Annotated in this window: 14 protein-coding genes; 8 read left to right on the forward strand and 6 right to left on the reverse strand. The window is 59.4% G+C overall.

Annotated elements, in window-relative coordinates; genetic code table 11:
* The first annotated feature begins 91 nt into the window (after positions 1 to 91).
* Positions 92 to 1,885 carry a S41 family peptidase gene (locus tag ROI90_RS05645; protein WP_315997359.1) on the forward strand — a complete coding sequence of 598 codons (1,794 nt, stop codon included), beginning with the start codon at positions 92 to 94 and terminating at the stop codon, positions 1,883 to 1,885.
* A gap of 3 nt (positions 1,886 to 1,888) precedes the next feature.
* Here ROI90_RS05645 and ROI90_RS05650 read toward each other — a convergent pair whose 3' ends face one another.
* Together ROI90_RS05650 and moaD are read right to left on the reverse strand one after the other, a co-directional pair.
* Positions 1,889 to 2,308 carry a molybdenum cofactor biosynthesis protein MoaE gene (locus tag ROI90_RS05650; RefSeq protein ID WP_315997360.1) on the reverse strand — a complete coding sequence of 140 codons (420 nt, stop codon included), beginning with the start codon at positions 2,306 to 2,308 and terminating at the stop codon, positions 1,889 to 1,891.
* 187 nt (positions 2,309 to 2,495) lie between these two features.
* The gene (gene moaD, locus ROI90_RS05655) at positions 2,496 to 2,738 is read right to left on the reverse strand and encodes a molybdopterin converting factor subunit 1 (RefSeq protein ID WP_315997361.1); all 243 of its coding nucleotides are present in this window, start codon (positions 2,736 to 2,738) and stop codon (positions 2,496 to 2,498) included.
* Between the two features lie 178 nt (positions 2,739 to 2,916).
* Between moaD and moaA the strand changes: the two genes are divergently transcribed.
* The 5 genes from moaA to ROI90_RS05680 all read left to right on the forward strand — a co-directional run bounded on the left by moaA (position 2,917) and on the right by ROI90_RS05680 (position 7,922).
* Positions 2,917 to 3,927: a GTP 3',8-cyclase MoaA gene (moaA, locus tag ROI90_RS05660; RefSeq protein ID WP_315997362.1), complete on the forward strand. Its 1,011-nt coding sequence runs from the start codon at positions 2,917 to 2,919 to the stop codon at positions 3,925 to 3,927.
* A gap of 174 nt (positions 3,928 to 4,101) precedes the next feature.
* The gene (locus ROI90_RS05665) at positions 4,102 to 4,380 is read left to right on the forward strand and encodes a DUF1294 domain-containing protein (protein WP_315997363.1); all 279 of its coding nucleotides are present in this window, start codon (positions 4,102 to 4,104) and stop codon (positions 4,378 to 4,380) included.
* 101 nt (positions 4,381 to 4,481) lie between these two features.
* Complete coding sequence (locus tag ROI90_RS05670) at positions 4,482 to 5,807, forward strand: leucine-rich repeat domain-containing protein (RefSeq protein WP_315997364.1); 1,326 nt, start codon at positions 4,482 to 4,484, stop codon at positions 5,805 to 5,807.
* 387 nt (positions 5,808 to 6,194) lie between these two features.
* Entirely contained in the window at positions 6,195 to 6,998 is an 804-nt protein-coding gene (locus tag ROI90_RS05675) for an alpha/beta hydrolase (protein WP_315997365.1), read from the forward strand.
* Positions 6,999 to 7,100: 102 nt separating this feature from the next.
* Positions 7,101 to 7,922, forward strand: coding sequence for a DUF2490 domain-containing protein (locus tag ROI90_RS05680; protein WP_315997366.1), 822 nt, complete (start codon positions 7,101 to 7,103; stop codon positions 7,920 to 7,922).
* Between the two features lie 163 nt (positions 7,923 to 8,085).
* Here the strand turns inward: ROI90_RS05680 and ROI90_RS05685 are convergent, their stop codons facing one another.
* From ROI90_RS05685 to moeB, 4 genes are all read right to left on the reverse strand, one after another.
* The gene (locus ROI90_RS05685) at positions 8,086 to 8,403 is read right to left on the reverse strand and encodes a hypothetical protein (RefSeq protein WP_315997367.1); all 318 of its coding nucleotides are present in this window, start codon (positions 8,401 to 8,403) and stop codon (positions 8,086 to 8,088) included.
* A gap of 6 nt (positions 8,404 to 8,409) precedes the next feature.
* On the reverse strand, positions 8,410 to 9,573 hold the full coding sequence (locus ROI90_RS05690) for a putative sulfate/molybdate transporter (protein ID WP_315997368.1): 1,164 nt from the start codon (positions 9,571 to 9,573) through the stop codon (positions 8,410 to 8,412).
* Positions 9,574 to 9,613: 40 nt separating this feature from the next.
* Positions 9,614 to 10,216 (reverse strand): hypothetical protein, encoded by a 603-nt coding sequence (locus tag ROI90_RS05695; RefSeq protein ID WP_315997369.1) that lies wholly within the window; start codon positions 10,214 to 10,216, stop codon positions 9,614 to 9,616.
* Between the two features lie 106 nt (positions 10,217 to 10,322).
* Complete coding sequence (gene moeB / locus ROI90_RS05700; RefSeq protein ID WP_315997370.1) at positions 10,323 to 11,480, reverse strand: molybdopterin-synthase adenylyltransferase MoeB; 1,158 nt, start codon at positions 11,478 to 11,480, stop codon at positions 10,323 to 10,325.
* 208 nt (positions 11,481 to 11,688) lie between these two features.
* Here moeB and fdhD point away from each other — a divergent pair, with 208 nt between their 5' ends.
* Together fdhD and ROI90_RS05710 are read left to right on the forward strand one after the other, a co-directional pair.
* Positions 11,689 to 12,567, forward strand: coding sequence for a formate dehydrogenase accessory sulfurtransferase FdhD (gene fdhD / locus ROI90_RS05705; RefSeq protein WP_315997371.1), 879 nt, complete (start codon positions 11,689 to 11,691; stop codon positions 12,565 to 12,567).
* Between the two features lie 26 nt (positions 12,568 to 12,593).
* The gene (locus tag ROI90_RS05710; protein ID WP_315997372.1) at positions 12,594 to 12,920 is read left to right on the forward strand and encodes a DUF7009 family protein; all 327 of its coding nucleotides are present in this window, start codon (positions 12,594 to 12,596) and stop codon (positions 12,918 to 12,920) included.
* Positions 12,921 to 12,924: the final 4 nt, after the last annotated feature.

Consider the following 12,924-nt stretch of genomic DNA (forward strand, 5'->3'; position numbering starts at 1 on the left):
TTAATACGTAGAGTAGTCTAGGCAAAATAAACAGAATAGAGTCAGGGAGTTGCCGCTACTTTAGGGCCACTTTCTGACTCTATCCCGTTATATGAAACGCATCTATTCAGTAGTGGCCCTGATGGCCTGCACTCTCTCTGCCCAGGCGCAGCAGTCAACTTCAGGCTCCGGCTCCTCGCCAAAACCGGAGCAACATTTCAAGGCCGAGCAGGACACGGCTTTTGCGCGGGGCTCCGGCATTAGCCTGGCAAACCTTAACCAGCAGCAGCTCGACAACTTAACGGTGCTGGGCCGGGTGTGGGGCTTCGCGAAATACTACCATCCGGCCGTGGCAGCGGGCCAGTTCAACATGGATGCTGAGCTGTTCCGGGTAATGCCCAAGGTACTACAGGCCCCCAACTTAAAAGTCCGCAGCCAGGTGCTAAGCAGCTGGCTCACAGACCTGGGCCCGGTAGCGGCTTGCTCTGCTTGCCGGGAGCCCAAACCCAAGGATGTACGGCTACAGCCGGACTTAGATTGGCTGACCGATACAAAACAGCTTGGTCCAGAACTCAGCCAGCAACTGCTGTACTTACGCCAGAACCGCAACCAGGGGCCGCATTACTACATAGGTGCAGCACCCCAAATTGGTAACCCACTGTTTGAGCACGAGGAGGCGTACCGCTCAGCCCCCGGTAACCTGCCCGACGATGGCTTGCGGGTACTGGCCTTGTTCCGCTACTGGAACATGATTGACTATTTCTTCCCCTACCGCTACGCCACGGGCGAGGACTGGCAGCAAGTGCTGCCCGAGTTTCTGCCGCAGTTTGTGGGCGCCCGCACCCCGGAGCAATACCGCCTGGCGGCCCTGGCCCTCATTGCCCGCATTCAGGATACCCACGCCAACATCTCGGATGGGGACCCGGTAATAGCCAGGTACCGGGGTACGTTTTATGCGCCGGTGCAAGTGCGGTTTGTGGAAGGGCAGCCGGTTGTTACGGAGTACTTCGACCCGCAGCTGGGCCCGGCTACTGGGCTGCTCAAAGGCGACATTGTACTATCCGTGGATGGGCGCAAGGTGCAAGACCTGGTTACTGAGCGCAAGCCCCTTACCCCGGCCTCCAACGAGCCCACCCAGCTGCGCAACATTGCCCGCGACCTGCTACGCGGCAATACCGAGCAGGTACAACTGCTAGTACGGCGAGATGGTAAAGAGCTGCCGTTTAGCATTACGCGTCACCTACCCAGCAAGCTAAACCTGCTGTATAACCTGGGCACGCCCGACCCGAAAGCTCCTGCTTGGCGCCGGCTACCGAGCAACATCGGGCACCTCACGCTGGGCACTATTCAAAATAAGGAGCTGCCCGGCATTATGCAGGAAGCGCAGGGTACCAAGGGCCTGATTATTGATATCCGCAACTACCCATCGGATTTTGTGGTGTTTTCCCTCACGAAATATCTCCTGAGCAAACCCGCCGAGTTTGTGCGGTTCAGCGTACCCACGCCCACTTACCCAGGCCTGTTCAGCACTACGGAGCCGCTACAGGTTTTTCCTGGCAAGGGCAAGCCATACGCGGGCAAGGTGGTGGTTCTGGTGAATGAGCTTTCGGTTAGCCAGTCGGAGTACACCACCATGGCCCTGCGCGCGGTGCCGGGCGCTGTGGTAATGGGCAGCACCACGGCCGGGGCCGATGGCAACGTATCAACCATTGTGCTGCCCGGCAACATTACCACCCGCATTTCCGGCTTGGGCGTCTATTACCCCGATGGCCGCGAAACCCAGCGCATTGGCATTGTGCCCGATGTGGAAGTAAAGCCCACCATTGCCGGCATCAAAACGGGCCGCGACGAGGTGCTGGAACGCGCCGTTGCCTACATTGAAAACGGTGCGCCGCTCGTGAAATAACGGCTACGGATGAGCCGCTACCCACACGTCCCCATCTTCGTAAAATTCCTTTTTCCAGATAGTAACTACCTGCTTCAGGGTATCGATGATGTACTGGCAGGCGGCGAAGCTCTCGGCTCGGTGCGGCGTGGAAACGGCTACCACCACGGCCACGTCCCCGATGTGCAGGGTGCCTTTGCGGTGGACCACGGTTATTTTTTCTACCATCGGCCACTGCTCGGCGGCCTGCTCGGCCACTTTGCGCAGCTGGTGCAGGGCCATGCTGTCGTAGGCCTCGTACTCCAGGCGTACCACGGCGCGGCCGGTGCTACGGTTGCGCACGGTACCGATAAACGTGTTAATGGCCCCGGCCCCATCGGCTTCCACGCTTTGCAGGGCGGCGGCTACATCAATGGGCTGGGCAGTGAGGTCGATGTGAATCAAAGGAAAGTGGTGAGGTGATGGGGTGATGAGGTTAATCGTCATGCAGAGCGCAGCGAAGCATATCGCGTGCTGACGTTGCAGTGGCAATCCTGACGAATCAGTAGAGATGCTTCGACAAGCGGACGCCAAATAAAGCATGACGTTCTAAGTTATCTGACAACTAGCAGCTGCTATCCAGCAACTGAGATTAGCCACCACTCACGGGCGGAATCAGAGCTATTTCGTCGCGTTCCTGCAGCAGAGTGTCATCGGCGGCGTACTCGTTGTTAACGGCTACGGCCAAGCTGCTGAGGCGGGCAAGTTCGGGGTAGCGGGCGTGCAGATCCTGCAGCAGGCCCTGGGCCGACTGCCCTTCCGGGGCCACCACCTCCAGCGTAGGCTGCCCCACGATTTCGCGGGCAATGCCAAACAAAGCAATTTTCAGGTTCATTGGTTATCTAGTAGTTCTTGTTCGGGAAAGGCCCCGCGCCAGGTGGGGTAGCTGCCAGGCCAGGCGGAAGCAGCCAACCGACGGTGCCCCCTCGGTTGCAGTTTACCCGAACGGAAACGCCTGATTTACGTTGTTTGTTTGGTTGCGCTGGCGCCGCCGTTATTTCGCTCTGTTGTCTATGTCCGCTGTCGTACCCTCCGTTCTGTTTGATAATCATGGCCGCCCGCTGGAATACCTGCGGCTGGCCGTAACGGACCGGTGCAATCTGCGCTGCTTCTACTGCATGCCCGAGGAAGGCATCAAGTACCTACCCAAGCAGGAGCTGCTGACCTACGAGGAAATGGAGCGGCTGGTGACCATCATGGCTGGGCTGGGCGTGCGTAAAGTGCGCCTGACGGGCGGGGAGCCATTTGTGCGCCGCGACTTAGTGCCGTTTATGGACCGCCTCAGCCAGATTCCGGGCATTGAGGAGCTAACCATGACCACTAACGGGGTGCTCACCGCCCCCCACGTACCCGAGCTGGCCCGCATAGGCGTAAAAGCCGTGAACCTGAGCCTGGATACTCTGGACAGGGCCCGTTTCGCCAGCATCACCCGCCGCGACGAGCTGCCCCGGGTGCTGGACACGCTGTATGCCCTGCTGGCGGCCGGCATCCGGGTCAAAATCAACGCCGTGGTGATGGACGGCCAAAACACCCAGGATTTATTGCCCTTGGCCGAGCTAACCCGCGACTTACCCGTGGATGTGCGCTTTATTGAGGAAATGCCCTTCAATGGCGGCAGCCACGACGCGGCCGTTCTGCCCTGGAACCACCGCCGTATCCGTCAGCATCTGGAGCTAAACCTGGGCGAACTGACCCCAGTGGCCACCCGCCCCGGCGACACGGCCTCGCACTACACCGTGGCTGGGCACCAGGGCCGCCTGGGCATCATTGCGGCCTACTCACGCACCTTCTGCGGCACCTGCAACCGCATCCGCCTCACGGCCGAAGGCGGCGTGAAAACCTGCCTCTATGACCAGGGTGTGCTGGATGTGCGGGCTCTGTTGCGCGGCGGCTCCACCAATGAGCAGGTAGCGGAAGCCCTGAAGTCGGCGTTCCGGAACCGCGCCGCCAATGGCTTTGAGGCCGAGAGCCAGCGCCCGTTGCACCAGCTCAGCTTCGAGTCGATGAGCACGATTGGGGGGTAGGCGCCGCTGACAGCTTCAGGTGCTGGCACCCGTTTGTTGTTCAAATGGCCTACCAAGTGTACCCACTAATTTGCTTAGTCATTCCGGCTTTTTATCTGAACCCAGCTCTACACCTTACGGCCCTGCCAATGCGTTTTTCGCCCGCCCCGCCACCGGCAGCCCGCCTCCCACACCATGACCTTACTCCTGAGTTGCCTGCTGTTCCTTAACCTGCTGTGCTTTCTGCTGTTCGCCCTCGATAAACGCAAAGCCCAGCACGGCCAGCGGCGCATCCCGGAAAAAACGCTGCACCTCGCCACGCTACCCGGCGCGGCCCCCGGCGCGTGGGCAGCCATCCTGCTGTTGCACCACAAAAACCGCAAAGCTGCTTTCTGGAGCATCACGCTGCTGCTGACGCTGTTGCAGGGGTCGGCGCTTTATTTCGTGTGGCCCTATGTGCAGGCGGCGGTTTAGCAGGCCACGTGGGCGTTTCCGGTAAGTTAGCAGGGGTGTAGGATGTAGTAGATTAGGGCGAAGAATTTGCGCAATTAGTCCATCACCTGAAACTACCCGTTATGCATTATTGGCAACGAGCCATCTGGCTGGCGGTGGTGAGTCTGCTGCTAGTATCAAGCTGTAAACCGCTGAAGCGCGTGTATGTACGCGCCATGCATCCTCATCAAAGCACTACACAGACTGCCACAACAGCTACTCACCTGCTCCATGCGGATGTGCTGGGCGGTACAGAGCTGGATACCGGCCGCTTCCAGGTACTGAATTACACCAGTAAATCATTTACCGTAAGTACCCGCTACCGTCAGCATGTGGGTTTTAGGGAGTATCAGCAGACCATTTTTCTACGTTGTGCTCAACTGAAAAGTCTTCCTGTAGGACAAATCATGTCAGTGCCGAATGCCAGCTTCACCGTTGCTGGTTACGATAGTAATACGCTGTATAGTAACATCTCGGGTACCGTTATCCGGTTGGATAGTTCGACCATCCAGCCCCGGTTTCAGTTCGACTTACGCTATCTGGATAAGTACAAGCTACCCAGTACAATCCTGAAGGCAACGGTTAGCTTCCAGCGAGATTCTACTTACTTCGAGCGGACAAACCAAGACTACCAGGGCCGCTACAACAACCTGCGTCTAGCGCTAAAGGAATCGGGCAGAGTAAAGTTGCTGGATCTGAATTCTTATGCCCACCGTTACAGAAAGTTCAACGGAGAGGACAGCTATGACACGTTGTATGCGCGGCTTGGAGAGTTGTATAATCTGGAAGAGTTGAGTTTGGAGGCCAGTTACTTGCCGGTCCTCCCTCCCGGGTTCACAAAGCTGAAGCGCTTGAAGAAGCTGAATTTAAGCTACAACCGTCTCACGCAGTTCCCAACCGAATTATACCAACTCGACAGTCTAGAGGAGTTAAATCTGGAGCGCAACTGGCTGGATAGCATTCCGCCATCAATCCGGCAAATGGAAAGACTAAGGGTACTAAACCTCAGCAGCAATCAACTGACGCGGTACCCAGAAGCCGTAAACGCCTTAGCGAATTTGCGGGAATTACATTTGGGCAACGCCAATATCCGCCGCCTCCCGCTTAGCACCAGACAGCTCCGGAATCTGGAGGTCATGGATGTGGGAAACCAGCGTAATGAGCGAGCCAACAAGGTACATAATGTAGATGCGCTGACGGTCCTGCCACACCTGCGAAGAGTAAGCTTAGAATACAATCCGTTGGATTCGCTCCCGGCAGCGGTATACCAGCTTCAGAAACTGCAGGAGCTCAATATAAAAGGTACGGGCCTCGATACACTATCCGTGAACCTCAGGCGCTTACCGAGCCTCCGAAAGTTGGAGCTGTACTACGAACCCCAGCTTTTCCCCAGTTCCACCCAGCCCTGACGCATGGCGTAGTGGAGTCCCGTACCCACCACCAAGCCGATCAGGTAGCCATACGGCAAGCCGCTGCACAACAGGCCTACCCAAAGGGCCAGCAGCAACCCCGCGCGCGACTCGCTGCCGCTGACGCTGCTGCAGGGGTTGGTTTCCCCGGAACAAGTGGCTGCGTAACTGTAACGAGCAAGCACTTTGGCTTCAGACGAAGCTTTTTGTCGCAATTCACTAAACAGTGTAGAGACGCGACACTTTGCGTCTCCTCGGATGCGCCGCCCGAACGCAATCGGCCAACGCTGAGACGCGAAGTGTCGCGTCTCTACAGCCGGCGCACGTCATTCATAAACTGGTGTAATCCGATACTATTCTGTGTAAATCCGGTATTCTTGCCCCACTATGAAGGTGCTATTCTGGATACTTGGGTTGGGAGCGGCGCTGTATGTGGTGGTATGCGTGCTGCTGTACTTTCAGCAGGAGCGGCTGCTGTTCTTTCCTGCCAAACTACCCGCTGATCATCGTTTCCGGTTCAACAGCCGGTTTGAAGAGCGGTGGATACCGACTCCAGACGGTACCCGCCTGCATGGCCTGCTGTTCCCGGCCGATTCCACTTCCAAAGGCCTCATTTTCTATCTGCACGGCAACGGCGGGGCGCTGGATAGCTGGGGTGAAGTAGCGGCTACCTACACCCGGCTGGGCTACTCGGTGTTTCTGCTAGATTATCGGGGCTACGGCAAAAGTGAGGGCCGCATCAGCAGCCAGGCGCAGTTACTCGCCGATGTGGATACGGCTTACCAGCAGCTTACGCGCGAGTTCCCGGAAAACCGTACGGTACTGTTGGGCTACTCGCTGGGCACGGGGCCGGCGGCGTGGCTGGCGGCTCGGCACCGTCCGCAACTTCTGGTTTTGCAGGCACCCTACGCCAGCATGCGCGCTATGGCCCGGCAGCATTACCCCTGGGTTCCGAGCTTTATCGTGCGCTACCCGTTAGCCACTGATGAAGTGCTACCGCAGGTGCAAGTGCCCATCGTCATCTTTCACGGCAACCAGGACGAGGTTATCAGTCCTCAGTCAACCCAGCGGCTAGAAAGGTCGCTGAAACCCCAGGACCAGTTTATTACCCTGCCCGGGGCGGGCCATAATGGCATGACTTACAACCCAGCCTACCAGCAAGCCATGCGCCGGATTCTGGCGGGGCTGTAGGTGAGAAAGTCAGATTGACGGGGCTCATTGGTGAGTGCAGAACAGGCTGGAATAAGGGTCAAATTGGGTGGAGGAAGCCAGGTTATTTACCTTCGATTCCTGATGCTGCCCTTCCCCTCCCGTCTGCTTTTTTGTGCTGGCCTGCTGCTTGTGCCTTTGCTGGTGCCCACCGCCGCCCAGGGCCAGACCAATGCTATTCCTGACCCGAGAACGGGTACCTGGCACATTGCTACGGTGGTGCTGCCGGGTGGGCCCAAACACTGGGGTGGCTACGCGGAAGTACAAACCCGCTCCAATAGCCTGTTCCGCCAGTATTTCTATACCGAGCTGAAAGGAGGCGTGAGCTACGATGTAGCCAAAAACTTCACCCTGATGCTGGCCGGCGGCCGCTACTCCACCGCCGACTACCGCAACCCGAGCGCCGGCCCTCTCAACGTAGAACGACGCCTCTGGCAGCAGCTTACGCTTACGCAGTTTGCCGCCCGTCTTAAGCTGGAGCACCGCTACCGCATGGAGGAACGCTGGTACCGTTTCCGCGACAATGTGGTGCCGGCCGGCTCTTCGCGCTACCGCACGCGCATGCGCTACCGCTTCAACACGTTTCTGCCCCTTAACCGGCCTACTTTCACGGACAAAACGGCGTTTCTGTCGGTGTACGACGAGGTGTTTTTTAACCCCCGGGGTCCATTTTTCGAGCGCAACCGCCTGTACGCGGGCGTGGGCTACCAGTTTGATAAGCACTGGACGGTGCAGGGTGGCTGGCTGAACCAGGCCAACTACACGCCCGCCAACTACCGTCAAAACGTATTCACGCCCCAAACTACCGTAGCTAAAAACAACGTGGTGCTGTCGGTTATTTACCGCCTGGGCCGCCCGGCTACTGCTATTGCCTCGCCGGAGTACGTGCCCTCTCAGCCGGATTAGGGTGTTTGAGCAATTGGCTATTCGCTACTATCCGGGTCGTCATGCAGAGCCGACGGCGAAGAACCTTGCGTGCTGATGTCTGATTACTACCGCAACGTCAGCACGCGAGATGCTTCACCGTCGGCTCTGCATGACGTACTATCAGCGTATCCTCCCAACCCAGTTAAGCCGCCACCGGCACCAGGTGTAGGGTAAGCGTGTGCCGGGCCTCGCCGGAGTACAACATGTGCAGCTCCAGGGTGAGGTGCTGGTCGGAGAGGGTTTTGATGAGCAGATACAGGGAGGACTCGTTGCCGGGATGCACGATTTTGCCGGCTTGTTTCATCCACCCCGTAGCCGTTAGCCTTGCATCAGGAGCCTGGTTGAGGGTGCTGAAGTCAAACACCACGCCTTCGCCCATGCTCCAGTAGCCCTGGAACGGCTGGGGGCCGGCCTCGATGCGCACTGTTTTCCAGATCCGACAGAGTACTTGTTCTTCCATACGCAGTTACTTGCCCAGCCCTACCCAGCCGCGCTGCATGGCATAGTACAGGGCCGTACCCGCCAACAGGCCTACAAGGTAACCATACGGCAGCCCACTACACAGCAAACCCACCAGCAAAGCCAGCAATAAGCTGGAACGGGAGCCACTAATATCGCGCAGGAGGGTGGCCAGCGTGAGGGCCTCAAACAGCAGCAGCACCCCCAGAATAGGCAAGGGGAAAATCTGCACGATTTGCTGGAACCCTTGACTGAACCCCAGTCCCAGCACCAGAAACAGCCCGCCGTACAGCACCACCGAGCCCCCGGTGCGCCCCCCAAATGTGTAGTGGCCCACCATGCCCCCCGAGCCGTGGCATACCGGAAACCCACCCAGAAAAGGATTTATCAGGTTCATGAGGCCGTAGGTGAAGCTGATTTGCCGCACCGAGAGAGGCCGCTCCGGAAAGTAATCTTCCACCACCTGCCGGGTAGCCAGCACCGAGTTGCCCAGGGAAAGCGGAATTTGGGGTAGGGCCAGCAAAATGGCTCCGTACTTCACATTGTCCCAGGTGGGTACCTGCCAGCCCGGCAGGTGCAGCCCGATGGCACGATGAGCGGTGGCAAAATCGAGCTTGAACAGCAGGCCGTAGCTGACGCCCAAAGCCAGTACCACCAGCGCGGCCGGCCAGCGCCGGTTGCCCAGGAGCACCACCGTCACCAGGAAGGCCGCCGCGGCCAGTACATACCCCGCCAAGCCATCGGCGGGCACGTATTCCTTGAGGGCCAGTGTGGCTAGCTGCAACGCCAGCCCGAACTGGATGCCCCGGATAACGGGCTTGGGCACCAACCGGGCCAGCGCGTCAATCAGGCCGGTTACGGATAGCAGCAGCATACTCACGCCAATAGCCAACCCGCCCCCGAAGATGACGCGGCCGGGAATTTTCTGGGCAATAACCAGGGCGGCAAAGGCCTTGAGGGGCTGCACTGGCATGGGCATCCCGTACCAGAGTCCCGAAAACACCTGCATCAGCCCGAACATGATGAGTACACCCGCGCTATCCATGCCGGAGGCGGCAATGATGCCAATGAGCAGGGGCAGATCGGTACCCAGGTCGCCAAAGGCCCCCGCCAGCTCATTCCGGTCGAAGCGAATACGGGGGCGGGGCGGCGGGGTAGCGGTGAGGGGCATGGTGTTAGGGGGCGGGATGCTGCCAGTAGGGCGCTGGTATCTATTCCCAGATAAAGCTGGGGGTGGTTTGCTCAATTTCTTTTCCGCTTTGCAGCCGGATGCGCAAACGGAACTGCTGCTGCGCGTTATCCGCGGGCTTGGGGCTTATTACTAGTTCAATTGGCCGGTCCAGCTCATCGTACTTCCCCGATTTCCAGGAGTTCAGAGAGTCGGCCAGTTGCGCCAGCGGGAAAGATACGCCCTGGTAGCTGCTGTTGCCCGCCAAGCAGCGCACAAACTGGTTTAGCGGCTGCCCGGCAGCTACTCCGTTAAACTGCCCAGTACTGGTCAAGGACAGCTCGGATATTTTGTCTTTCAGCCCCCTTGAGCCAGGCTCATCGCACTGAAAGGCCATAGCACTGGCCGCAAACCAGTTCCGGGCCGGGGCAGCCGCCAGGTAGTCGTACTTAAGCACCATGCTTACCAGCAGCTGGGCGGCGGTGGTGCGCGTGCCAGTAGTGAAGGCGGGTCCATTGCTGGTTTCCGCCACCAGCAGTTGCACCGCCCGCACGTTGGCGTAGTCCCGCAGCTCCTTGCAGCAGCCCATGGGTAGCACGCCCAAAAAAACCAGTAGCAGTAGCATCTGCACCAATTTCTTAGCCATAATCTTGAGGATTAGTTAGGTATAGTTACTTTTCTTTTCTCCTCAAGATAACAGGCATTTACCAAGCACGGCAGTTGGTGTGCCTGGTGCAAATGCCCAGCCATTGCTACCGTGCTCCGCACGAGGCCCCATCCTGGTTTTCGGCCGCTTCCGGGTTGGCCGCCTCTTCCACCGTTTCCATCTTATCCTCCCAAGCCAAGATACCGCCTTCCAGGTTCAGCAGGTTGGTTAGGCCGAACTCGGTTTGCAGGCGCTCAACGGCTTGGGCACTGCGGCGGCCCGAGCGGCAGTATACTACTACCGGGTGCTGCTTGGGCAGGGTAGCCACGCCTTTTTCCAGAGCACTCAGGGGCAGCAGAGTAGCATTGGGCAAGTGGCCGGCGGCGTACTCGTGGGGCTCCCGCACATCGAGCAGGAAGGGCGGCCGGGCCGAGGCCACCTGCTCCCGCAGCTCCGCCACCGAAACGCTCCGGACCCCTGCCCCGCACAGGTCGGCATAGTTGGCGGTGTTGGCCGTATCCAGGTTCAGGGCGGCCTGCTCGGGGCGGCGGGCGAATTTCAGGGTGCGGGTTTGGAAGGTGAGGGCATCAAACAGCCAGAGCCGTCCGCTGAGCACTTCTCCTATGCCCAACACAACTTTGAGGGCCTCCGTGGCCTGGGCCGTGCCCACCAGGCCGGGCAACACGCCCAGCACCCCGGTAGCGTCGCAGTTGGGAGCCTCGGCGGCTGAGGGCGGCTGCGGAAACAGGCAGCGGTAGGTGGGGCCGCCCTGGTAGTTGAACACCGCAACCTGCCCCTCAAACTTGTAAATGGCCCCCGACACCAGCGGCTTGCCGTAGCTCACGCAGGCATCATTGAGCAGGTAGCGCGTGGGGAAGTTGTCGGAGCCGTCTATTATCACATCGTACTTGCTCACCAGCTCGCGCACGTTGCCCAGCGTAACCCGGCAGGTGTATACCTCCGTGCGTACCAGGGGATTGATGCGCTGCACGGCGCGGGCCGCCGTTTCGGCCTTGGGCTGGCCCAGGTCGGCAGGACCGTACAAAATCTGGCGCTGCAGGTTGCTGCGGTCCACCGTATCGGCATCGGCTATGCCCAGCGTGCCCACACCGGCGGCAGCCAAGTACTGCAGAACAGGGCAGCCCAGGCCCCCGGCCCCCACCACCAGCACGCGGGCGGCTTTCAGCTTTTCCTGGCCGGCTTCTCCTATTTCGGGCAGTTGCAGGTGGCGGCGGTATATCTGGCGTTCTTCTTGGGTAAGCATGGGTAGGGGGCAAATAATGGCCGGCACAGGAGGCTGCCGCTTCCAGCGCAGGGGCCAAAGCTGGTTTCTGGCCGGGCGCTGCCGCTCGGGGCCGTGCCAAGCTCAAACTTACTTCCGGCCCATAAGGTTAACCAAATACGCCGCTCTTACCGGCCCGTGCCGTTTTGCGTACAGGTACCTGCGTTTTCCTCCTTCTTTTACTGTTGCCGTGTCTGCTCCCGTTTTTCTTCCGCCTACCAGCTACGAGTACGTAACCGTACACCGCGTGCAAGGCACTACCGCTGTGGAAGCTACCGACGTGCTGGCGGCCGAGGAACCCCTGGAAATTCGGGTGGGCTTTGGGCCGGCCGGGCAGCGGCAGCACCGCACTCTGAGCATTACTATGCGCACGCCGGGCCACGACTTTGAGCTGGCGGCCGGATTTCTGTTTACGGAGGGCATCATTAGTAGCCGCCAGGAGTTGCAGGGCCTCGTCTACTGCCCCGATGTGGAAAAGGAGGAGGAGCGCGAAAACGTGGTGCGGGCTGAGTTGGCCCCCTCCGCGTTACCCGACCTGCCCCGGCTCGAGCGCCACTTCTACACCAGTAGCAGCTGCGGCGTTTGTGGCAAAACCAGTATTGAGGCCGTGCACGCCGCGGCCTGCCCGGTACTGCCCACTACTGGGCCACAGGTGGCGGCCAGCGTTATTCACCTGCTTCCGGAGCGGCAGCGCCAGGCCCAGGAGCTATTTGAGCAAACGGGCGGCCTGCATGCGGCGGCTTTGTTTTCGCCGGAAGGGGAGCTGCTACTTCTGCGCGAGGATGTGGGCCGCCACAATGCTCTGGATAAAGTAATTGGCGCGGCCCTGCTGCAGGGGTTGCTGCCCTTGCACAACACGGTGCTGCTGGTGAGTGGCCGAGCCTCATTTGAACTGGTGCAGAAGGCGGCCGTGGCGGGTATTCCGGTGCTGGCAGCCGTGGGCGCGCCCTCCTCCCTGGCGGTGCAGGCGGCGCATAATTTCGGCATGACGGTGTGCGGCTTTGTACGCCAGAACCGCTTTAATGTGTATAGCCACGCCTGGCGGATAGCCGGTTCAGTCCCTGCCTGATACGCTGCACTTCTCTTGTATTCCTTATGAAACTTCGCCTCGAAGACAACACGCTCCGCCTGCGCCTCGACCCACCTGAGGTGGATATTTTCCGTCAGCAGGGAAGTCTGAAAATCAGGGTACCCTTGGGCCCGACCTCCGCCGAGCAACTTACGTATAGCCTGGAGCGCGACGCCGACGCCCTGACTCTTAGCACCCGCTATGAGGCTGGCTGTATCCGGGTGTTGCTACCTGCCTCCCTGGCCGACAGCTGGACCTCAACGGATGAGGTGAGCCTGCGCGGCACCAGCGAAGTTGCCGATAATCAAGTATTGCATATTTTGGTAGAGAAAGACCTGGGCTGTAAGCATTAGCACC

The organism is Hymenobacter endophyticus (assembly GCF_032464715.1).
Taxonomy (GTDB): domain Bacteria; phylum Bacteroidota; class Bacteroidia; order Cytophagales; family Hymenobacteraceae; genus Hymenobacter; species Hymenobacter endophyticus.